The sequence below is a fragment of the Ferrimonas senticii DSM 18821 genome (assembly GCF_000422665.1).
Lineage (GTDB): Bacteria > Pseudomonadota > Gammaproteobacteria > Enterobacterales > Shewanellaceae > Ferrimonas > Ferrimonas senticii.
This window is the reverse complement of the sequence record NZ_KE383898.1, coordinates 242,559-264,261: the sequence shown is the minus strand read 5'-3', so window position 1 is coordinate 264,261 and position 21,703 is coordinate 242,559. Positions and strand designations below refer to the sequence as shown.

Genomic DNA, 21,703 nt, shown 5'->3' with positions numbered 1-21,703 from the left:
CAATCACTGAAAAATTAAGGGCGCTTCGGCGCCCTTTTTGCTGTCTGCTTCGCAGTTTTGCCCCGTTCCATCGGCGTATGCTAGTCGGCGAATTTTTCTCAGCAAGGACACCGAAAAATGCGCCATCTATTTCTGGCAGCCACCCTTAGCATCGCCGCCGTCACCGCCCTAATTAGCCCAACCGACGCCCACGCCTCAGCACGAGCACAGCAAGCGTGGTCACAGATCAACAACGGCGCAGTGCTAATTGACGTCCGCAGCCCCAGCGAATTCCAACAAGGGCATTTAAACCAGGCACTAAATCTGCCGCACCACAGCATCCAATACTCAATCAAGCAATTGGAACTACCCAGCACCCAAGCGATTGTGGTCTATTGCCGCAGTGGCCAACGCAGTGGCATCGCCCATCAAATCTTAAGTCGTATGGGCTACAGCAACGTCGTCAATGGCGGTGGTTATCAAGAGATGCTGGCAGTGCAGTAAACGATTGAACCAGTTGTCAGTTGTCAGTTGTCAGTTGTCAGTTGTCAGTTGTCAGTTGTCAGCACGGCAGTTTAGCTGGCGATGGTTCGAAACTAGATTTCCAGTGGTTGATTAGAGATATAGGTTGTGGGGAGTTTGGCTTTGACCATCGCGGTCAAATCTCGCTACGCGAATCCATGCTAGGCATGGGAGAGATGGTACCTGCGGCGATCGGCCTGCCCTGTTGGGATAGCGCGAACTGAAAAGGTCTGATCATGACTTCGACCCACCTCTGGCGGTCATGCCGCTGCGCGGCGGTGCTGCGCACCAGGGAGAGATGGCGCCTACGGCGATCTTCGATTGCGAACTGAAGAGTTCGAACCAAGATCTCAACCACCCCATGGCGGTCAGTCATTCGCTACGTGAATCCATGCTGCGCATGGGGAGAGATGGCGCCTGCGGCGATCTCCTCGCTCCGCTCGTCGATTGCAAACTGAAGAGTTCGAACCAAGATCTCCACAAACGCAAATAACGAAAAAGCCCCCAACGCTTCGCGCTGGGGGCTTTTTCATTATATGGCGGTCAGGGAGAGATTCGAACTCTCGATACGTTGCCGTATACACACTTTCCAGGCGTGCTCCTTCAGCCACTCGGACACCTGACCTTTAAATTGTTTTGATGTTTTCAGAGTTCTCACTCTTTTATCGGTCTCAGTGAAGGGCTGAAGAGCACGCTGGCGTGCTATGCCTTATGTTGCTTCGCAACGGGCAGCCACTCGGACACCTGACCTTTAAATTGTTTTGATGTTTTCAGAGTTCTCACTCTTTTATCAGTCTCAGTGAAGGGCTGAAGAGCACGCTGACGTGCTATGCCTTATGTTGCTTCGCAACGGGCAGCCACTCGGACACCTGACCTTTAAATTGTTTTGATGTTTTCAGAGTTCTCACTCTTTTATCGGTCTCAGTGAAGGGCTGAAGAGCACGCTGGCGTGCTATGCCTTATGTTGCTTCGCAACGGGCAGCCACTCGGACACCTGACCTTTAAATTGTTGGATGTTTTAAGAGTTCCTACTCTGGCAGCGGACCAACAATGTGCCTCGCTACGGGTTGCGCATATTAGGCAGTTGCCTCAGTTCCGTCAACGATTATTTTTCTAGATTACGGTGAGTGTTGGTTTGTTGGCCACTGGCGGCAATTGGGCAGAAAAAAGCACCGACATACGGTGCTTTTCTATGGTGTTCAGGCAGATAGCTTAAGCGTTGCCTTTCACTACCGCCTTTAAGGTGGCGGCGAAATCCAGCATTCGATTTAGCGGGATCATCGCTTGCTCAGCCAATTTTGGATCGACATGCACTTCGTGCTTGCTGTTGTCGCCGCTTTCCAGCGCATCGGCAATGGCGGTTAAGCCGTTCATCGCCATCCACGGGCAGTGAGCGCAAGAACGACAGGTGGCGCCGTTGCCGCCGGTTGGCGCTTCGATAAAGGTCTTCTCAGGAGACAACTGCTCCATCTTATAGAAGATCCCCTTGTCGGTAGCCACGATAAAGGTGTCGTTAGCCATCTCTTGGCTGGCTTTAATCAGCTGCGAGGTAGAACCGACCGCATCGGCAATATCGACGATCGCTTGTGGTGATTCAGGGTGCACCAATACCGCCGCGTTTGGATGCTGTTTTTTCAGCTCCAGCAAGGCCTTGGCTTTGAATTCATCGTGCACCACACAAGCGCCCTGCCACATCAGCATTTCCGCGCCGGTTTGTTTGGCAATGTAACCACCTAAGTGACGATCAGGGCCCCAGATAATCTTGTGGCCTTCGCTGTCTAGATGCTCAACAATTTCCAAAGCAATTGAAGAGGTTACCACCCAATCGGCACGGGCCTTTACCGCCGCTGAGGTGTTGGCATACACCACCACGGTGTGATCCGGGTGGGCATCGCAAAACTCAGTGAACTTATCGGCAGGACAGCCCAAATCCAGTGAACAGGTCGCTTCCAAAGTTGGCATCAACACCCGCTTGTTCGGGGTTAGCGTTTTGGCGGTTTCGCCCATAAAGCGCACCCCAGCCACCAGCAAGGTTTTGGCCGGATGGTCATTACCGAAACGGGCCATCTCTAACGAGTCGGCCACACAACCGCCGGTCTCTTCCGCCAGTGCCTGAATTTCCGGATCGGTGTAGTAATGGGCCACCAGCACCGCGTCTTTCTCTTTAAGCAGACGCTTGATGCGTGCCTTTGTCGCCTGTTTGTCAGCCTCGGTCATTGGCTTTGGCTTCGGCGGGAATGGATAGTGCAGTTCGTCTAAGACGGGTGCGTCTAACATGAGATCTTAAGCCTCTACTTGATGATTCCGCCATTATACGCCAACGGCCGTTGGCGGTTAAACAGCAGCAAATCAATCAAGCTATCTACTGCTGTACAACCGCAGTCACTGGCATCTGCATGCGGCATGCTCTAGCGGTCGTTAACCAGAGAATGGCAGTCCCAACCCCAACAACATAAACAACAGCCCACAGCCACGGTTAAAACGTCGGCCATGCTGTTGTAACCACGGCCGCAGTACCGACGCGCTAATGGCAACCAGCAACTCAGCCAGCCCTTCGGCCAACAGGAATCCAGCGGTTAGCCAGGCCCATTGCTCGAAAAAGCCTAACTGCGGCTGCATAAACTGCGGCAAAAACGCGGCGAAAAACAGCAGCACTTTGGGATTGGCCACCGCCGCTAACAACCCTTGCGTAAACCGCGCCAACGGTTGCGATTTGGCTTCTTTATTAGCGACGATCGCCGCGTCGCTATGCCACTGTTGCCAGCCGAGCCACAGCAAGTAAGCGCCCCCTAACAGCTTTAACGGCCACAGCCATTGCGGCTGCTGTTGCAGCAACGACGCCACCCCAAGCAGCGCCAACGTCACCACCGCCGCAAACCCCAACAGGCCACCAGCAATGGTCGGCAGACAGGCACGCCAGCCCAACCTCGCCCCGTGGCTTAACACCAACAGTGAATTCGGGCCTGGGGTACAAGCCAATGCCATACAAGCCATTAAGTAGCTCAGTAAAATTGCCCAGGTCATGGTGCGGTTCCTCAGTAAAAAAACCGCGCCAGTGTAGCCATTGGCATCGCCAACAAGCGGTACAATATGGACAGCATCACTTACATTTAAGACAACGCAATCAGATTGCCCTAACCACCATGACCGTTCGATTTCTATTACTGCCGCTGCCCGGCTTTACCTTGTTGCCGTTTGCCGCCTTTGTCGACAAACTGCGCTTCAGCGCCGATGAAGCCGATCACAGCCGTCAACACCACTGCCATTGGCAAGTCGCCGCAATCAGCGAACGTCAGCACAGCAGCTGTGGGGTAGAGATCGTCACCGCTACGCTTCCAAGTGCCGCCTCACAGGCAGACTATTTAGGGCAATTTGATTATCTGGTGCTATTCGGCGGCCGCCCAACCGAGCTAAACCCAGAGCAACAGGCGCCGTACCGTTCGTTGTTACGCAATTTCAGCGCGCTAAACCGCCCCATTGTCGCCATCGACAATGGGGTATTCCTGCTCGCCAATCAGGGATTGTTAGAGGGCCGAAAAGTGGCGGTCCATTGGCGCCATCAAGCGCAATTTAACCAACGTTTTCCAAGAATTGAGATAGTTCGAGAGCGGCTCTATTGTCACGATGGCAATCGCATCAGTTGTGCCGGAGGCAGTGCCGCAGCGGATCTGGCAGTGTCACTGTTGCAATCGCATCTTGGCAGCGCTCGTGCCCACAAAGGTTTGGCCGATATGTTGATCGATCGCCACCGTTCACCACTGCAGGCGCAACCGACCGAATCATTGAGCCTGCATAGTGGCGACCGCTTAGTGAACCGCGCCATCAACCTGATGCTGGCCCATCTAGCGACACCACTGACAATTGAGGCGTTGGCACAACAGTTGGGAGTCAGCCGTCGTCAACTCGACCGCCGTTTTATCAGTCACGCCCAGCACAGTTGCAGCCAACATTACTTGCAACTGCGGTTACAACATGCCGATTGGTTGCTGCAAAACAGCGATTGGCCACTGGCAGCGATCGCCGATGACAGCGGCTTTTGCAACGCCGAGCACCTAAGCCGGCAGTTTCTAAAACAGTTTGGAATAAGGCCGAAATTGCGGCGTTCAATTGACGCTGTTGATACTTCTGGCCATTGAGCTGCGGACTACAACTGCCAAAAACCGGACTCGACGCCACCGTGAATGATGATCGCACAAGTGCCAAAGCCGGGAAGTACCATCGGTGCCACCGCAACCTCTGCGCCGGCCTTTGCCGCGGCATCGACGGCCGCTTGAATATCCTCAACCAACAGATAATGGCGCACCACCGGTTGTTCGCTCTCTCTTAACGGTGGACGAACGCCAAGCCAACCACCGTCGGCAAGCGCTGCAATATGGGCGCCGCCCAACATCGGCTCTGGCTCGCCAAACTGCACCTCATCTAGCAAGGCATAACGCTGACATACCGCCTCAACGTCAGGGGTAACTACTTCAAGGTATTGGATCTTCATTGCTTACATTCCTGTTACTGCGAATACCACATACCTTTTAGCATATGTAACCGGTCGTCTTTTATCGCCAATAAGTAAAATGGCGATACCAGCGCGATCAATATTTGGCGTCATTCAGTTTCTAGCAACAAATGCCTACGAAGCGGTACAAAAAAGCCGTCCGAATGCACTAACGCATGGCTCGGACGGCTTCATTTAACGTCAGCAATGATTAGCGCATCGCCATCAGCATCTGTTGGGGTTGCTCAAGATATTGCTTCCACAGATTGCAGAAACGGGCGATGGTGCCGCCATCGATGACGCGGTGATCGCCGGACCAGCTGATCTGCATGATGGTACGAGCTTCTACCTCGCCGTCGGCATTAAACCGTGGCAGCTGTTGCAGCTTGCCTAGCGCGACGATTGCCACTTCCGGCTTGTTGATGATTGGGGTGGCGACGGTGCCGCCAATGGCACCGATGTTGGATATTGAGATGGTGCCGCCTTGCAAATCACTGGGGCTAACCCGGCCTTCGCGAGCGGCGTCGGTTAAGCGTTTAACCTCATTGGCGACATCCAAAATCGACTTATGCTGGACCTGCTTAATGTTGGGTACCAGCAAACCGAGCTTGCCATCCACCGCCATGCCGACGTTGTGATCCGCCAGCAACGTCAACTCGCTGCAATCGTCATTCACCCGGCTGTTAAGGCGCGGGTATTCGCTGATCGCCAGCGACAGCGCCTTAATAAAGAACGGCATAAAGCTGAGCTTGATCCCCTGCTTGGCATATTGGCCATTAAGGTCTTGCCGCAGCGTTGCCAGTTCAGTCAGATCGAACTCGTCGCAGTAGGTAAAGTGAGGAATGGTCGAAACCGAAGCCATCATCTGCTTGGCCATCGCCGCTTGCATGCCACGAATGGGTTCAACCCGATCCTCAGCGCTAGCCACTGTTGCAACTGTTGCTGGCGCTGATGTGGTCGGCTCTGCCACTGCTGCGCCTCCAGCAAGGTGACGCTGGACATCCTCTTTGTAGATCCGGCCGTTTTTACCGGAACCACTTACCTGCGATAGATCCAGATCGTTTTCACGAGCCAAGCGCCGCACCGCTGGACTGGCGACCGCTTTACCATTACGTGGAGTTGACGGTGAAGTTACCGCAGCGGATGGTTCCGCTACGGCAGTAACCGTCTCAGCAGGCGCAGTCGCACCACCAGCCACGGCTAAGGCAAACAGCGGCTGGTGCACCTTCGCTACTTGCCCTTTTTGGTAGTACAGTTTGTGAATGGTGCCCGCTTCTTTGGCGGGGATCTGCACCAGCGCTTTGTCGGTCATCACATCGCAAATTGGTTGATCTTCCTCAACGCTGTCGCCTTCGGTCACCAACCATTCCACCAGCTCGCACTCAACAATACCCTCGCCTATATCCGGCAGGATAAAGTCATTGATCTGCGCGCTGGCGGCGACTGGTGCAGCAGCCGGTGCCGATGATGCCTCGGGTTCGGCACTAACTGCCTCGGCGACTTCGACCTGAAACAGCGGCTGATGCACTTTGGCCACTTGGCCTTTACGGTAATGCAGCTTGGTGACGGTGCCTGCATAAGGCGCGGGGATCTGCACCAACGCTTTATCGGTCATCACATCCGCCACCGGCTGATCTTCACTGATGGTGTCGCCTTCGGCCACTAACCACTCAACCAGTTCGCATTCCACTACGCCTTCGCCAATGTCCGGCAGGATAAATTCCTTAATCATGATGCTCATCCCTTAGAAATTGACCGAGGCTTTAATCGCTTCATAAATCTTATGTTCGTTGGCCATGTGCTCGCGCTCCAACGACAGCGGATACGGGGTATCCAAACCACAAACCCGAGCAATCGGTGATTCCAGATGCAAGAAGCATTGATCTTGAATGGTCGCGGCAATTTCGCCAGCAAAGCCGCCGGTCAGCGGCGCTTCATGACTGATCAGCAAACGGCCGGTTTTCACCACCGAATTGGCCACGGTTGCCACATCCCACGGCAATAAGGTGCGCAAGTCGATGATCTCGCAGCTGATCCCGTCGGCGGCGGCACGCTTAGCGGCGTTCTCGATCAGCTCCATCTGCGCCCCCCAGCCGAGCAAGGTAATGTCGCTGCCCTGCTGAACCACATCGGCCTGCGATAACGGGATCTCATAATCTTCCTCTGGCACCTCACCGACGGAAGCGCGGTAGATCCGTTTCGGCTCGAAGAAGATCACCGGGTTGTCATCACGGATCGAGGCCAACAGTAAGCCTTTGGCCTCTTTCGGGTTGCGTGGCACCACCACTTTTAAACCGGGGGTTTGGGTAAAGTAGGCCTCTGGCGATTGCGAGTGATAGTGACCACCGGCAATGCCGCCGCCATAAGGAGTGCGGATGGTTAGGCCGCCAACATCAAATTCGTTGCCGCTGCGGTAGCGGAACTTGGCCGATTCATTAACGATCTGATCGAACGCCGGAAAGATGTAATCGGCGAACTGGATCTCGGCCACTGGGCGCATCCCTTGCGCCGCCAAACCGTTGGCGAAGCCGATGATCCCTTGTTCGGTCAGCGGGCTGTTAAAACAACGGGCTTTGCCGTATTTGTCTTGCAGCTTGGCGGTCGCGCGAAACACCCCACCGAAGTGACCGACGTCCTCACCGAACACTACCACCCGGCTGTCGTTGCCCATGGCAATGTCGAGGGCGTTATTGATCGCCTGCAGAAGATTCATCTGTGCCATTACTGCTGCTCCTTGCCGGCGGTGGCTTTGTAGTAATCCGGGTACTGACGCACTTGGCTTTTCACCTGTTCCAGTTGCTCAGCAAGGTGTTTCGGCACCTCGTCATAAACGTCGGTGACCAGTGAACTGAGCGGCGGCATCGCCACTTTCTCGGCCACTTTCACCGCCGCCAGCACCTCTTCTTTGTATTGGGCGATCAGCTGCTGATCTTCCTCGTCACTCCACCAACCTTGGGCTTGCAGCCACAGTTTGTAGCGCGCCACCGGATCGTGCTGACGCCACTTGACTTCCTCCTCCTTGGAGCGATAGCCGGTCGGATCGTCCGAAGAGGAGTGCGCCCCTAAGCGGTAGCTCATCGCTTCAATCAATACTGGGCATTGCTGCTCTAGCGCCACTTGGCGCGCCAGTTGGGTGGCCGCCAGCACCGCCAACATGTCGTTACCGTCAACGCGGATGGTTTGAATGCCGTAGCCAACCCCGCGAGGGGCGATGCCGTCACCGGCAAACTGTTCATTGGCGGGGGTCGAGATGGCGTAGCCGTTGTTACGACAGAAGAAGATGGTTGGGCATTGATGCACCGCCGCCAAGTTTAAACCGGCGTGGAAGTCACCTTCAGAAGCGGCACCCTCACCGAAGAAACACAACGTCAGGTTGTCTTTGCCTTGCAGTTTTTGGCCGTAGGCGTAACCGGCGGCCTGGGGGATCTGGGTGCCAAGCGGCGAGGAGATGGTCATGTAGTTGAGCGCCCGGCTGCCGTAGTGCACCGGCATCTGCCGCCCTTTACCAAGATCCAGTTCATTGGAGAACATCTGGTTCATAAACTGGGTGGTGGTGAAGCCACGAAAATGCAGCGCCGCTTGCTCGCGGTACTGGGCCATAATCATGTCCTCTTGAGCCAGCGCTGCCGCCGCCCCTATCACCGCCGCTTCCTCGCCGGTGCAGGTCATGTAGAAGCTAATACGCCCCTGCCGCTGCGCCGCTAACATGCGCTCGTCCAAGACGCGGGTAAAAGCACAGCTGCGGTAGATCTTCAGCGCCAGTGCCTTATCGATTTGCGGCAGTTCCGCTTCGGGGTAAAGGCTGCCATCGGCTTGCAGCACTCTTAACGTCGGTAGGGTAAGCGCATGGCCACTGACCAACTGCGCTTTGGTCGCCATTTCGGCTGGGATATCTGTCATCGCGTCACATCCAAGTGAGTTGTGGAAATCCGTTCCATTTATGCTGTTCTTTTTCTAGGAACGACTACCCACAACCTAACCGCCTGCGCGGTCAGCGACAACAAATCACCGGCGACAGTTGACGTTAACGTAACCGCCGTTTTGTAAATCGACGGTTACATCCCCCCTGAGTGGCTAGGGCGTGTTGACGTTTGGTGTTCATAATTTGGTCGAGGATAGCGGCTATCAATCGAGGATTGCGATTGAAGGCATAGTGGCTCTACGTCGAAATCGTATGACGAAGAGTGACAGCTGCTAGTCCGACCCTGCAAGGCGCCCTAAGTGATCTCTGAACAGCAAAATTAACCGCCCAAGATCAATCTGCTGTCAAAAGTAACCAACAATGGGCGCAAAAATATACAGCAAAGATCAACACGCCCTATTCAAACGGCTGATCGGCGCCGACCGGCACTACCGTCAGCAGCGCCCGCTGGCCGTTAGCGACTTTGGCGTTGGGGAACACAATCGCTTCCTCGGTCGCTTGGACGCGATGTTCGATATCACCGTCTTGGGCCAGCAATTCACCCTTAGCAAACAGGGTAAAGTTGGCGGCATCGTCGGCAAAATTCAGCCAGAACTCGTCGCTGTGTTTGTGGATCTCCTGCGCCACATCGAACACCGTCATCGGCGCAGCATCATCCATTTGCAGCGGTTCGGCGGCAATCAAGCGCGCTAACTGAGCCTCCATCGCCGCCACCGAGGCCGGATCGTTGTCACCAAAGGGGCGCACTTTGCCCAGCTCAACAGTAAAGGCATCGGCACCGAACTCATTAGAGCTGAAATAGCTAAAGGTGGTTTGCGGCGAGTGGATCAACAGCGCGGTATCAACCCCGCCATTGGCCAAAAACACCAGTTGCGAGCGCTTCCACGGCTTACCATGACGAAACGGGTAGATGGCGAACTTCTCTCGCTTGGAATCGCGAATGGCGGTGTGCAAGTCATAGTGATAACGCTGCCCTTGGCGGACAGAGAAGAACTCACGCACGGCGGTTTCCAAGCGTTCAGCACGGGCCGCTTCATCCCCTTGATAGCGCAAGTGGGCGCCACTAAACAGCCGATTGAGGTTATGCTCAAGCTCGCGCTTGCCCGCGACCATCGCCGCTGGATTGCCCAACAGCACCAGCAACCGGTTGCGACAACGAAGTTCGCCGCGCAGCAGCTTGCTCACCAACCGATTTACCAGTTCAATCGGCCCGGTTTCATTGCCGTGAACGCCGGCGGAGATCACCACGTCGCCAGCATCCGGCTCAAGCGGTTCAAAGCGGACAATGCCAACCTCAGCCACGCTGACGTTGGTACCGTCGGCCAAACTAAACTGTTCCGGCTGTGGTAAGCGCTGCGGATGCGCCAAGGTGTACGCCAGCAGATCGTGCTGCTGTTGCAGTGATGATGCGGGTGATTGAGTTTCAGTTACGGTGACAGACACGACCCAGTCCTTAGGCATTGCTGTTAATGGTTGTTGCCATTCTACCCACAACCTCGCTGCTAATGAGTTGACCAAGCAAGGGTTGTACTCACTTCGATGTTGCCATAAGCTTACAGACGTTTAGCCATCCAAATGGCTTTACGGATATAACGTTAGATTGAGTGGGTCAAACTAGGAGATAGGACGATGGCAACAGCAACACTGGGCGCAGGCTGCTTTTGGGGCGTAGAGCAATTCATCCGTGACATTGACGGGGTAACCGACGTTCGCTGCGGCTACATGGGCGGCCACCTCGACCATCCTACCTACCCAGAGGTGAAAGCCGGTACCAGTGGCCATGCGGAAGTGGTGCAGATTGAGTTTGATGACAGCAAGGTCAGCTTCGACGAACTGTTAACGGTATTTTGGCAGTTCCACAACCCCACCACCTTGCACCGCCAAGGGGAAGACGTTGGCAGCCAATACCGCAGCGTGATCTTCTTTCACAACAGTGACCAACAACAGATTGCTGAAGCCTCCAAACAGCACGCCCAGACCGAGGGCTTCTGGGCGGGCAAAACCATCGTTACCGAGATTGTCGCCGCCGACACCTTTTGGCTGGCCGAGGAGTACCACCAAGGCTATTTCGCCAAACACGGCTTACCAAGTTGTCATGTGGCGTTTTATTAACAACGCCAACTGGGCTTGCTACAGTGGCGCGCTAAGCAACGAAAAGCGCATGAGTTACAGGTCAGCGAGGTCACAGAATGTTACGCCTCTTACTAGCCAGCCTACTGCTTTGCAGCGGCGCCGCTAATGCCGACTGGCATCAACACACTTTTGCCGTGATGGGCACCGAAGCGCATCTGGAATTTTGGCTCGACAACGACGATTCAGCCCAAGTCCAAGCGGCGATCGCTACGGTAGTGGCCGAGATGGAGCGGGTAAATCAGCGGATGAGCCCCTACATCGACGACAGCGAACTGAGCCAACTGAATCGCACCGCCGCCACTGAGCCGGTTACCGTTAGCCAAGAGCTGTTTGACCTGCTAACGCAGGCACAGCAGATAAGCGAATTAAGCGCTGGTGCGTTTGATATTAGCTACGCCTCTGTCGGCTATCAGTACGACTATCGCCAGCAACGTAAGCCGCCCGAGGCTAAGGTAGAGCAAGTCCTCGCCGCCATCGACTATCGCCTTATCCAACTGAATCAACAACAACTGAGTGTCGCCTTTGCCCACCCGGATGTTCGGATCGATCTTGGCGGCATCGCCAAAGGGCATGCGGTGGCGCGCAGCCTTGAGAAACTGCAGCAACTGGGAATCAACCATGCGTTGGTTAGCGCCGGTGGTGACACCGCCATGGTGGGCGACCGCCTTGGCAGAGCATGGATGGTTGGCATCAAGCACCCCCGAGCCGAGCACAAAACCGCGGTGCATCTGCCACTGCAAGATGAGGCGATCTCCACCTCTGGCGATTATGAACGGTTTTTTATCGATGAGGGGGTGCGCTACCACCACATCATTAACCCTAAAACCGGCGATTCCGCCCGCAAGGTGGTCAGCGTGTCGGTAATAGGTCCCGATCCAACCACCACCGATGCCCTATCCACGGCGGTATTTGTACTGGGGTTACAACAAGGATTGGTGTTGATTGAACAACTGCCAGAATACCAAGCGGTGATCATCGACAACCAGCAAACCTTGCATCTCTCCTCTGGCTTAACGCCCTAAACTATCGGCTCAAAGGCGGTCAGCGCATCTAAGTTGGCCGCGCTCCCCAAGCCTTGCCGCGGAGCAATGGCGCTGAACTGCCCTTGTTCGCCATGCAGCGCCATGTAATTAAGTAACACCGTATCCACCAGCGAGTTGACGTTATTGGCCGAGGGCGCCGACGCGGTGTCGACCGACGCATCCGCACGCATAAAGCCCAGTTGCTGATGGCGCGCCATCTGTTCGGTGGTGCTGCCAAGCAGCTGCGGCCGCCCAGTTGGGTTGTATACCAAGAAAAACGCCGCCCCAGTTGAGGAGTTATCGCCGGTCCATTCGCCTTTACCACGACCATTTTCCGACTCATCAATACGGCCATTACTGGCCACAGAACCATCACTAAAGACATACAACATCAGCGGCATATTGCGCCTTGCGGCGTATTCTAAACAGGCGCCCATGCAGCGTCCCGCTCGCAGATCCCGCAATTCACCGGTGCCACGTTCACCGGTATGGTAATCGTACCCTCCCATGGTCACGGTACCGGCACCGGAGTAGCCGTTTACCACCAACTTCATGATTGAGGCGGTCTTGCGAAACTCACTGTCGCCATCAAATTCCGCCAAGCTAAAGATCCCACCGGGGCCGACGATATCGGGGTCAAGCAGCGGATCCAGGCTGGCAGGGTTGCCAAAACGGTCAGTCAGATCGGCACTTTTAACGTAGCCGCAATTGACCAAATCTTTGACCACATCATCGCGGGTCAATTGGGTATTAACCCGCCCCAGCTTGGCGGCACTGATCCGCTGAATGCTCTCCATCACCGCCACCGCATCGCGCTGTGACAGCAAGCTAAATAGATCGCCAACGTCCACCAGCCCGGTTACATCCGAGGGGCGATCAACCTTGGTTGGGCGCTTGCTTAGGTCGATAAAATTGATCGCCGCCATCGAGTTACCGCCGGAATCGGTATTGCGTGAACCAATCAGTGGCATCAACGAGCCATCGGCGCCCGCTGCCGCAATGGCGTACATCGGATTGTGGGGATTATTACCGGTATCATTATCAGAGCGACAAGGGATAACCGCCCCATTGATCCGTTCAGCCGTGGCCGTTGAAACCCGTTCTAAAATGCCGCGCAAAAACGCCGAATCAGAGTGAAATGCCAAGCCTAAATCGGTGTTGACGAAATCCGCTGCCATGCCATCCACATCCGCCACTTGCGGCACCATATCACCGGGCAATCCCAACTTGTTGTATCCGGCGGTGGAAAGAAAGTCTTGCTGACCACCGGCCCCCCCCACCAACACATTGGAGCCAGCGATATTGGCGCCACCAGCAAGATCAAAGCTGATAAATGGGATTTTACCGGCGCCTTGAACGGCGATCCCGCAACTGTCCCGCAGCGCTTGCAGATCCGCCGACAGTTCGGCTCGTGCCTGATTGGGGTTGGCAAACAGGCTAAACAGCGATAGCCCAGCAAGCGCCTGGCCGCCTTTGGCAAGGCCACTAGCAATAAAATCGCGACGACTGGTGGGGCGACGATGATCGGCAAACAGCAGTGGCGTATCGGGGTGCAAGGTTTTTGGTTTCATGGCCCTCTCCTATTGAACCAACATCGTCGCGCTCGACAGCACCGCTGCGCAGGCAGCCTTACCGATGGTGGCGCTGCGCTGACTATCGCAACCGCCATCACAGACGCTGAGCCGATCAATAAGCTGATTTAGCTCACTGGTGACTTGCGCGTGACTTGGCTGACTGGCCAGCTCAGCCGCTGCAACTTGGGGTAACAAGCGCGCCAATAGCGGCGTGATCAAGTGGTTGCGATTGGCGACACTGAGCGCCACATCCGGCGCTTGGTCAACATCAAAATCGGGCAGCCAATCGCGGCGAATGGCAACATCGTCAAAGGCGGCGTTGCAGTAGGCGATAGCCAACTGGGTAATGCCCATCTGCTGCGCCGAGGTGAAAGTTTCGATATTGCTACTGCCTGGCAACTGCCGCTGTACCAAGCGATAGGTGGCAGCAACCTCACTTTGGCTTTGCGGCACTTGGGTAAGAACACTCATGCTGTGGTTAATTTCAGCGAAATTGCGAATGCCAATATCACTGCGATCATTAACCTGTGGGATTGCCGCTGTTGCCACCCATGGCGCTTCGACGCGAAGGTGCTGTTGCTCGCCTAAACGCTCGAAAGTCAGGAAAAATTCATCCAGCTCAGGGCCCTTTTCAACACCGATGATGGTGCCCAGCGCCGATAGCGGCAGCGGCCTGCTCAGATCCGTACCGCTGCCGATGGTGGCATCAAGATTAACGTAAGCTTGGCCGGTGACGCTCTCTTTGCCATTAATGCCAAGGCGCATACCACTGAGGGAAAAGGCTTGAGTTACCTCGCGGCCATCAATATTGACCAACGCCGCGCCACTAAACAGATAGCTGTAGTTATCAAATTGGCTGACCTCAAACATCACGTAGGTGTTGGCCAAGTCGACCGGTTCACTGATGGCAAACAGCAGGTAGAACTTTTCGCCGACACCAACCTCGAAATTCTGCCGTATCTGCTCGGCGGTCAGTTCGCGGTTGTAGATCGCCAGCAAACGAACATCCCCCTGCCACCGATGTTGATTCGACGCTTCACGGCCCAGTATCAGCGCGTAGCTGTCATCCCAATTTGCCAGCGGCGCGATCGCTTCGTCAGCGACCTCGATCAACTCGCCATTGACGTACAAACGCCGCCCATTAGTGGCGCTGTAACTGAGCACGACATGCTGCAAGGTGGCCTGCAACACCTCATCCGCATCAGGAGTGCTTAGCGCCGGTTGACCGTTGTTATCCGATTCGCTGCTTCGCAATAAGAAGTCATAGTTATATAGGGTTTGCCCCAAGGTAACGTTGCGGTCTTGGTCACCGGCGGAGTAACTGATGATCCGCGCCGGTCCCTCTTGGGTGACGTTATTTGGGGTTAGCCATGCCTCAAGCGCGAACTCATTGGTGGCGCGGATCAGATCGTGCAGTTTTTTACTGCTGGCGGTGCTGGCCTGCGCTTTGCCATCAACAAAACTTAGCCCCCAACTGCCAAGCCACGATACCTCACCACTGAGGGTTAAATTGGCCGCCGGTGCAATGCCAGAGGTATCAAAAGCGGTACGCCCCTCGCCCGCTTTAAACTGGTAGAGGGCAATCAGATCATCTTCATAGCGACCACCGGCTGACGCCGTAATGCCATCGACCAGCCGTAACGACTTCGAAACCAGCAACTCTGGCGCAATCTCATCAAGCGGAATTGCCGCCGCCATCGCATCGATCGCCGCGAGCATCTGGGCGCTGTCCTGCTGACAGTTACTCCAACAGTTATGAAACTCGCTACCCAAGCGCACCACCAACCGCGATTGCTCCGGCTGATCCAAATTAATTACGGTCTTGGCCGCTTCATAAGCCTTTGCAACCTCGTTGCTGGCAAAAAACGGCGATTGCGCCACGGCTGCGGTTTCGCTGTGACAAGCGGCACAGTATTGAGTGAGCAACGGATAGACATGGTTGGCAAACAGCGCGGGATCAGCAGGGAAGTTTTTACTGGCACCAGGATCACGCAGCACCGGTGCGGTCAACTCAATCACATTGACAGTACTCACCCGTTCGTCAGACCACAGTCGGATCCACTGGCTGATGGTCTCGCCACAAGCACTGTTACTGGTAAGCCAGCAGTTATGCCCAGCGGCGACCTTTTCCACCAACCGAGAGCTGGCTGGATCGCTTAGGTTCACCAGCGCGGTGGTGGCCGCGTAGGCTAAGTTGACATCATCACGATTGGCAAAGAACGGCGCTTGGCCACCCGGCGTATGGCAGGCACCACAGCGATTATCGATGGCGATGTTATCCCACAGGTGGGTTTTGTATTTCTGAATATCTTGGGTGGCTGGCGGTGGTCCTAGATATTCACCACTGCTGCTGTTATCCGGCGGCGGTGGATTGTTCTGAACTTGCACACTGTTATCGCCACCACCACAGCCGCTAAGACCACTGATTAACGCTGTGCCAAGCACTAACCAACCAAGTTGGCGGACCGGCAAGTGAACCCATTGCAACAACTGAATGGTCATGGCTACTCTCCCATACAGTAGCCACCAACTTCAGCAAACACTTGCTTTAGTCGATAACCGTTGGCTTTAAAATTGCTGGTACTGCTGGCCAATTGCGCCAGATCTGCGCTGTCTGTAGGGGTTCGCAAGCAAACGTTTTCAAATACTTTTTTAACCTGACACTGGGCGAACGCGTGACTGTTAGCCAGCTCTTGCCCCAATGATTTAGCGCCAACACCACTGCCAGCAAGCGCCTGATCCCAACCCAACTGACGATTGCTGCCACTGCGCCAGTAGTTATCCCAACGATCATCGGTAGTGACGAACCCCGCTGCAAAGGTGTTGGCGTTGATGTGGTATTTGGCTTGCACGCGAGAGCCGCTCGCTGGGTCTAACTGGCCGGCGGCATTATAGACAATTCGCCCGTTTTGCCCTTGCGGATCCGCTTCTCGGTCAAATTGATAGTCGTAATAAGCAAACGCCTGCGCCAGCGGATCCATGCCGCTATGACAGGCGGAGCAGTTGTTGATAAACAAGCGGCTGTCACCGCCAGGACTACGACTAACATCTTGGCGAATGCGATCGGTCGGTAAGCTGTTGTCTTTCAGCGGTTCCAGATCAGTGCAAAGGTGATTGATCAGGGTAAAACGCAACATCGCTCGGTTGGTGCCAAGGTAGAAGAATGCCTGGGCCGCAGCGCGACTGGTAAGCACGCCAGCGGTAGCCGCCAGTGGTAAGCCGTTGTAGGACGCTTGGCTAACCGCCTCTAATCCCAGTTTAAGATCGGCAAAATTTTGCTCCAGCGCTTGATAGTGATCGTTATTGGCAACCTGATAGCGTGGTGCTCCAAGCTCCGCTTTGCCGACGTACAGCAGATCGCCTTGCAGTATCTGTCGAAAATCGACTTCGTCGCGTACCACACCAATCACCGTCGCGGTGTAGTCATTTAGCTCTGCAAATTGGTCTTGGTCGATGTTGCTCCACGGGGTTGCGAACCGCTTTAATGTGGTGCTGTAAAAGGCCGGATGTGCCATCGCAATATAGGCGGCCTGTTCGGTTTGACCGGATTCAATCAAAGCAGTCATCTGCGTCAGAGTGGCGGCATCTGCAGGCACTCCCGCCAGACGATTATGCAGCCGTTGCGCTTGTTCCGGCGCGGCGGCCAAGACCTTAGCGCTAACGATACTAAGCGCTGCCACCACCAGTGGCGGCCCAACAATCCGAAATCGATAACCAAATCCCTTTGGCACTGCCCTGCCCATCGCCCTCTCCCTGGCTGTGAGGCAATCAACGACGATCTGTTCACAATCTCTGGCTTACTACTAATGCCCAATAGCAATCGCTACAGAATTGAAATTTCGAACTATTACCTGCTGATTGCGGCTTCATCATCCTGATTAAAGCCACCTCCGCAATGCGGAGGATTGTTAAAAAAGTGTTGAAATGGTGCGTGCACAGCGACAAACTTGTCAAGATAATTACAACTAACAAATGCATTTGATTCGCAAGCGCCAAGACGTTTGCACTAGGAGCTGTAGATGTTGCCATTGCATGGATGCAAGGCAGTGCTGTGGTCGTCGTTACTGGTCATCGCCGGTTGCAACGGCGATGGTGGACTGCGAAATGAACAACCGGATCCAATCTTGGTGGAAGATCCAGTGGCGTACATCATCCGCTCTAGCGACGGCGGCGCCCCTCAGGTGGACCCGCGCAACCCCGCCCACTTCAACCCAGGCGCACAATTGTGGCTGCAGCAAAGCGCTGCGGCCGATGCCAACTCGCGGCCGCTAACCCAATCGCTGTTTGACGCCAATGCGCAGATTGATGTGGCGGACCTGGCTATCTCTGATGACGGTCAAACACTGCTATTTTCGCTGCGAGCACCGCAACCAGAGGATCAACAGCAACCACAACCAAGTTGGAACATCTGGCGCTATCAACGAGCCGAGCAACGGTTAAGCCGAGTGATCAGCAGCGACAACAGTGCCGAGCGCGGTAACGATCGCATGGCGCAGTGGTTGCCAGATGGCCGCATCGTATTCGCGTCTGATCGCCAGCAACAAAGTCGGGCGATTTTACTCGATGAGGGCAAACCACAATATCAAGCGTTGGATGAACAGCGTCGCCATGCCACCTTTAACCTGCATGTGATGGAAGCCGACGGCAGCAACATCGAGCAGTTAACCTTTAACCTAAGTCACGACACGCACCCGCTGGTGCAGCAAGATGGCACCATCCTATACAGCCGCTGGGACAACATGGGCGGCAATCGCGGTATCAATCTGTATCAGATCAATCCCGATGGCAGCGACAACCAACTGCGTTTTGGCTGGCATAGCCGGCAAATTAGCCTTGATGGCCAGACCATTGACTTGGATCTGGTCAAGCCACAGCAATTGCCCAATGGTGACATCTACCTGCAACTGCAAGGCAGCGATCCCGCCGCACTGCACAAGCGGCCACTGTTGGTAAACATCAGCGATTATCTGGATCTCGAGCAAAGTATCAGCCCCAGCGGCAGTAGCCGTCCCAGCAGCGCGTCACTGGCACTGGCCGACTTTCAATTTACCCTAGGCGATGCCATCAATCCCGATGGCCGCTTGGCCAACCTGTGGCCGTTAGTCGATGGCAGCGACCGCTATCTGTTGAGTTGGGATCTGTGCCGAGTTGTTGTCGATGGTGCCGTTCGCAGTTGCGGCCAACTGAGCGCCAGCCAACTGCAAGCGGATAACGTCAGCCTTGCGCCGGCGCAATATGAGCTTTGGCTACTGAATCGGGCCAACGGCACCCAACAGCGAGCGCGGCGGGTTAATGACCAGCAACTGATCACCGAAGCGTTGGTGCTGCAAGCCAGCGCCAATCCCAAAAGTTACATCGCCCCTAAGCGTTTAGGAGTCGAACTCGACGCGCCGTTAGCCGCCGCTCAAACTGGGGTGCTGAATATCCGCAGCGTCTACGACATTGGCGGCATCGACAGCAGTATCAGCCCTGATTACCCCAATGGCATTGTTGATCTGGCAGATCCCAAGCAGACCCCTGCCAGCGCCAGACCAGCAAGGTTTTTACGAATTCTGCGGGGCGTGCCGATGCCGCCTGAAGCGGTGCGCCAACTGCCCGCCAGCGACTTTGGTCGTAGCCAAAATCAATTGATGCGCGAAATCGTCGGCTACACCCCAATCCAGCCCGATGGCTCGGTACAAGTGCAGATCCCGGCGAATGTGCCACTGGCACTGAGCGTCGTCGATGGCAGCGGCCAACGATTGCACGGCCGCCATCACAATTGGCTAACGGTTAGCCCTGGCGAAACCCTTAGCTGCAACGGTTGCCATAGTGCCAATAACACCCTTGGCCATGGCCGGTTTGATGCCGAACCCGCCAGCATCAATCTGGGCGCCATTGGTGGCATGCCGTTTCGCAACAGCAACCCCGACATCATCCCCAGTGCTGGACAGACCATGGCCGAAGCGCTAGGGATCGCGCAGTTGCAAGCATCGCTGCACTATCAAGACCGTTGGACCGACGTAAGCGCTCGCAGCGCCAATCCCGAACTGCTACTGAGCTACGCCAACCTTGCAACCCCAGCGCCAATCGGCAGTGATTGCTTTGACCAGTGGCACGCCTACTGTCGCCTGCAAATTAACTACCGCGACCACATTCAACCGCTGTGGGACTTGGCTCGGCCACAACTGGATAGGGATGGCCTGCCAGTGGCAGATCACCGCTGCAGCAGTTGCCACAGCAGCATCGATGCCGATGGCCAAGCGCAACTGCCCGCTGGCCAGTTGGATTTGAGCGCCGCCGCGTCCGCCGAGCAACCAGCGCATCCAATCAGCTACCGCGAATTGCTGTTTAACGACGTTGAGCAACAGTTGGTTGACGGGGTGTTGCTAGATCGCCTGATTGAGGTCACCGATGCCGATGGCAATCCGGTCTATCAAACCGACGCCGATGGCGAACTGATTCTGGATGACGACGGCAACCCAATACCGCTGTTAACCACCGTTGAGGTAACCGCTGCGATGCAAGTAAACGGTGGCCGCGCCAGCAATCGCTTTTTCAACGCCGTTAACGATGCCAGCCACCCACAGCAACTGAGCGCGGACGAACAACGGCTAATTAGCGAGTGGCTGGATATCGGTGGCCAGTTTTATAACACCCCATTTTACAGCGACGACTAAGCCTGAGATCGCTTAGCGCTAATAACAATAACAAAGGGATCAGATGTGATTGCGGCTTACGGCTGTTATGCAAATTTCGCGTGGCGACTGCTGTTGACGTTACCGCTGGCGCTGTGGATGACGCCTGCGGTAGCTACCGACGATGACTACGCCAGCTTACGGGTTGAAGCCAGCTTTATCGAGCTGCGCTCTGGCCCCAGCGAACGCTACCCAATCATCGCCGTGCTCGAACAAGGGGAAACGTTACAGGTGATCCGTGCCCGTACCGGTTGGCTGCAGTTGCAAGACCAACGACAACGCCGTGGTTGGTTTTCGAAACGTCAACTCGGCGCGCTTAGTCAAGCAGGGCAACGACTGCAACATCAACCCAGCATGCCACCATACAGTGAGCGCCAGTGGGAAGTGGGAGTGATGTACGGCGATATGGCAGGCGCCCACTTTTACAACGTGTACGCCGACTACGCCCTGAGCTCAGTATTCAGCATCGAAGCGAGCCTAGGCAAAGCCCTTGGTTCGGTGGCGGACAGCAGCGTAGCCGAGTTGATGCTCATCGCCCAACCATTTTCCGAGTGGCCACTTAGCCCCTATCTGGGAGTTGGCGCTGGCGCGATTGAGACCGAGCCCCATGGGGTATTAGCCGACGGCATTGAACGACGCCACACCCTTATCGGCAGCAGCGCCGGAGTTAAATATCACTTCGCCGGTAACGTTGTGCTGCGCGCCGAATACCGCTTAGCAATACCGGTAACCCATCAAGAACAAATTAATGAGATACACACATGGAAATTGGGATTCAGCGTATTTTTCTAGCCTTAGCGGTGCTGTCGAGTCCGGCAGTCAGCGCCGATGCCCTGTCGCTGCCGGTGGAAACCGAGCGACGACAATTGGACCATCAGCTGATCGATACCGAAGATTTTGAGATCGGCATCGGCGGCGGGATCCTGTCGATTGAGGATTTCGAAAGCAGCACCTGGTTCAGCGGTCACATCGGCTACCACCTAAGCGAAAGCTTTTATCTCAAAGCCCGCTATGGCCAATCTGAAGGCGGCGACACCAGCTTCGAGGAGCTGGTTAATGCCGCGCCACTGCTGACCGATGAACAACGAGAACTGCGCTATTACGGCTTAAGCCTTGGCTACAACTTGCTGCCCGGTGAGGTGTTTTTAAGCCCAACTTGGGCATTTAACAGTGTGCTGTCGCTGGAAGCGGGCGCCGGCAACACCGACTTTGGCGGGGATGAGCGCCTTACCGCACATGCTGGAGTCAACTATCGCTTGTATCTGACCGATTGGTTGGCGTGGGATCTGCAGATGACCGATTACGTGTTCCGCTCCAACCTGACCGGCAAGTCCAAGATCACCCACAACTTCAACTTCGCCACTGGATTGGCGATCTATTTCTAG

The 21,703-nt window shown here is 55.4% G+C and carries 17 protein-coding genes and 1 tRNA gene; 7 read left to right on the top strand and 11 right to left on the bottom strand.

The window, feature by feature from the left end:
• The first annotated feature begins 117 nt into the window (after positions 1 to 117).
• A complete protein-coding gene (locus G506_RS0114410) occupies positions 118 to 483 on the top strand; it encodes a rhodanese-like domain-containing protein (RefSeq protein ID WP_028117475.1) in 366 nt (121 codons plus the stop codon).
• A gap of 555 nt (positions 484 to 1,038) precedes the next feature.
• Here G506_RS0114410 and G506_RS0114400 read toward each other — a convergent pair.
• The 3 genes from G506_RS0114400 to G506_RS0114385 all read right to left on the bottom strand — a co-directional run bounded on the left by G506_RS0114400 (position 1,039) and on the right by G506_RS0114385 (position 3,525).
• Positions 1,039 to 1,126 (bottom strand) — tRNA-Ser (locus tag G506_RS0114400).
• A 587-nt stretch (positions 1,127 to 1,713) separates the two neighbouring features.
• Positions 1,714 to 2,778: a quinolinate synthase NadA gene (gene nadA, locus G506_RS0114395; RefSeq protein WP_028117473.1), complete on the bottom strand. Its 1,065-nt coding sequence runs from the start codon at positions 2,776 to 2,778 to the stop codon at positions 1,714 to 1,716.
• A 141-nt stretch (positions 2,779 to 2,919) separates the two neighbouring features.
• Positions 2,920 to 3,525: a LysE family translocator gene (locus tag G506_RS0114385; RefSeq protein WP_028117472.1), complete on the bottom strand. Its 606-nt coding sequence runs from the start codon at positions 3,523 to 3,525 to the stop codon at positions 2,920 to 2,922.
• Positions 3,526 to 3,644: 119 nt separating this feature from the next.
• Between G506_RS0114385 and G506_RS0114380 the strand changes: the two genes are divergently transcribed.
• Entirely contained in the window at positions 3,645 to 4,637 is a 993-nt protein-coding gene (locus tag G506_RS0114380; RefSeq protein WP_028117471.1) for a GlxA family transcriptional regulator, read from the top strand.
• 8 nt (positions 4,638 to 4,645) lie between these two features.
• Here G506_RS0114380 and G506_RS0114375 read toward each other — a convergent pair whose 3' ends face one another.
• The 5 genes from G506_RS0114375 to astE all read right to left on the bottom strand — a co-directional run bounded on the left by G506_RS0114375 (position 4,646) and on the right by astE (position 10,355).
• Positions 4,646 to 4,990, bottom strand: a complete 345-nt coding sequence (locus G506_RS0114375; protein WP_028117470.1) for a hypothetical protein — start codon at positions 4,988 to 4,990, stop codon at positions 4,646 to 4,648.
• A gap of 211 nt (positions 4,991 to 5,201) precedes the next feature.
• Positions 5,202 to 6,722 carry a dihydrolipoyllysine-residue acetyltransferase gene (locus tag G506_RS0114370; protein WP_028117469.1) on the bottom strand — a complete coding sequence of 507 codons (1,521 nt, stop codon included), beginning with the start codon at positions 6,720 to 6,722 and terminating at the stop codon, positions 5,202 to 5,204.
• Between the two features lie 12 nt (positions 6,723 to 6,734).
• Positions 6,735 to 7,712, bottom strand: coding sequence for an alpha-ketoacid dehydrogenase subunit beta (locus tag G506_RS0114365; RefSeq protein ID WP_028117468.1), 978 nt, complete (start codon positions 7,710 to 7,712; stop codon positions 6,735 to 6,737).
• Positions 7,712 to 8,890, bottom strand: a complete 1,179-nt coding sequence (locus G506_RS0114360) for a thiamine pyrophosphate-dependent dehydrogenase E1 component subunit alpha (RefSeq protein ID WP_051202165.1) — start codon at positions 8,888 to 8,890, stop codon at positions 7,712 to 7,714. The genes G506_RS0114365 and G506_RS0114360 overlap by 1 nt, the downstream gene beginning before the upstream one ends.
• A 418-nt stretch (positions 8,891 to 9,308) precedes the next feature.
• The gene (gene astE / locus G506_RS0114355) at positions 9,309 to 10,355 is read right to left on the bottom strand and encodes a succinylglutamate desuccinylase (RefSeq protein WP_240473431.1); all 1,047 of its coding nucleotides are present in this window, start codon (positions 10,353 to 10,355) and stop codon (positions 9,309 to 9,311) included.
• A 186-nt stretch (positions 10,356 to 10,541) separates the two neighbouring features.
• Here astE and msrA point away from each other — a divergent pair, with 186 nt between their 5' ends.
• Complete coding sequence (gene msrA / locus G506_RS0114350; RefSeq protein ID WP_028117465.1) at positions 10,542 to 11,024, top strand: peptide-methionine (S)-S-oxide reductase MsrA; 483 nt, start codon at positions 10,542 to 10,544, stop codon at positions 11,022 to 11,024.
• Between the two features lie 77 nt (positions 11,025 to 11,101).
• Positions 11,102 to 12,067, top strand: a complete 966-nt coding sequence (locus tag G506_RS0114345; protein WP_028117464.1) for an FAD:protein FMN transferase — start codon at positions 11,102 to 11,104, stop codon at positions 12,065 to 12,067.
• Here G506_RS0114345 and G506_RS0114340 read toward each other — a convergent pair.
• From G506_RS0114340 to G506_RS0114330, 3 genes are read right to left on the bottom strand one after another with little or no spacing between them, the layout of a single operon-like run.
• A complete protein-coding gene (locus G506_RS0114340) occupies positions 12,064 to 13,638 on the bottom strand; it encodes a hypothetical protein (protein WP_028117463.1) in 1,575 nt (524 codons plus the stop codon). The two genes, G506_RS0114345 and G506_RS0114340, sit on opposite strands and share 4 nt — an antisense overlap.
• Before the next feature lie 9 nt (positions 13,639 to 13,647).
• The gene (locus tag G506_RS0114335) at positions 13,648 to 16,143 is read right to left on the bottom strand and encodes a LamG domain-containing protein (protein WP_084631420.1); all 2,496 of its coding nucleotides are present in this window, start codon (positions 16,141 to 16,143) and stop codon (positions 13,648 to 13,650) included.
• A gap of 2 nt (positions 16,144 to 16,145) precedes the next feature.
• Positions 16,146 to 17,384, bottom strand: coding sequence for a hypothetical protein (locus tag G506_RS0114330; protein WP_051202163.1), 1,239 nt, complete (start codon positions 17,382 to 17,384; stop codon positions 16,146 to 16,148).
• Between the two features lie 276 nt (positions 17,385 to 17,660).
• Here G506_RS0114330 and G506_RS19855 point away from each other — a divergent pair, with 276 nt between their 5' ends.
• From G506_RS19855 to G506_RS0114315, 3 genes are read left to right on the top strand one after another with little or no spacing between them, the layout of a single operon-like run.
• Entirely contained in the window at positions 17,661 to 20,300 is a 2,640-nt protein-coding gene (locus G506_RS19855) for an HzsA-related protein (protein ID WP_035387376.1), read from the top strand.
• A 45-nt stretch (positions 20,301 to 20,345) separates the two neighbouring features.
• Positions 20,346 to 21,110 (top strand): SH3 domain-containing protein, encoded by a 765-nt coding sequence (locus G506_RS0114320; protein WP_028117460.1) that lies wholly within the window; start codon positions 20,346 to 20,348, stop codon positions 21,108 to 21,110.
• Positions 21,080 to 21,703 (top strand): outer membrane beta-barrel domain-containing protein, encoded by a 624-nt coding sequence (locus G506_RS0114315; protein ID WP_028117459.1) that lies wholly within the window; start codon positions 21,080 to 21,082, stop codon positions 21,701 to 21,703. The genes G506_RS0114320 and G506_RS0114315 overlap by 31 nt, the downstream gene beginning before the upstream one ends.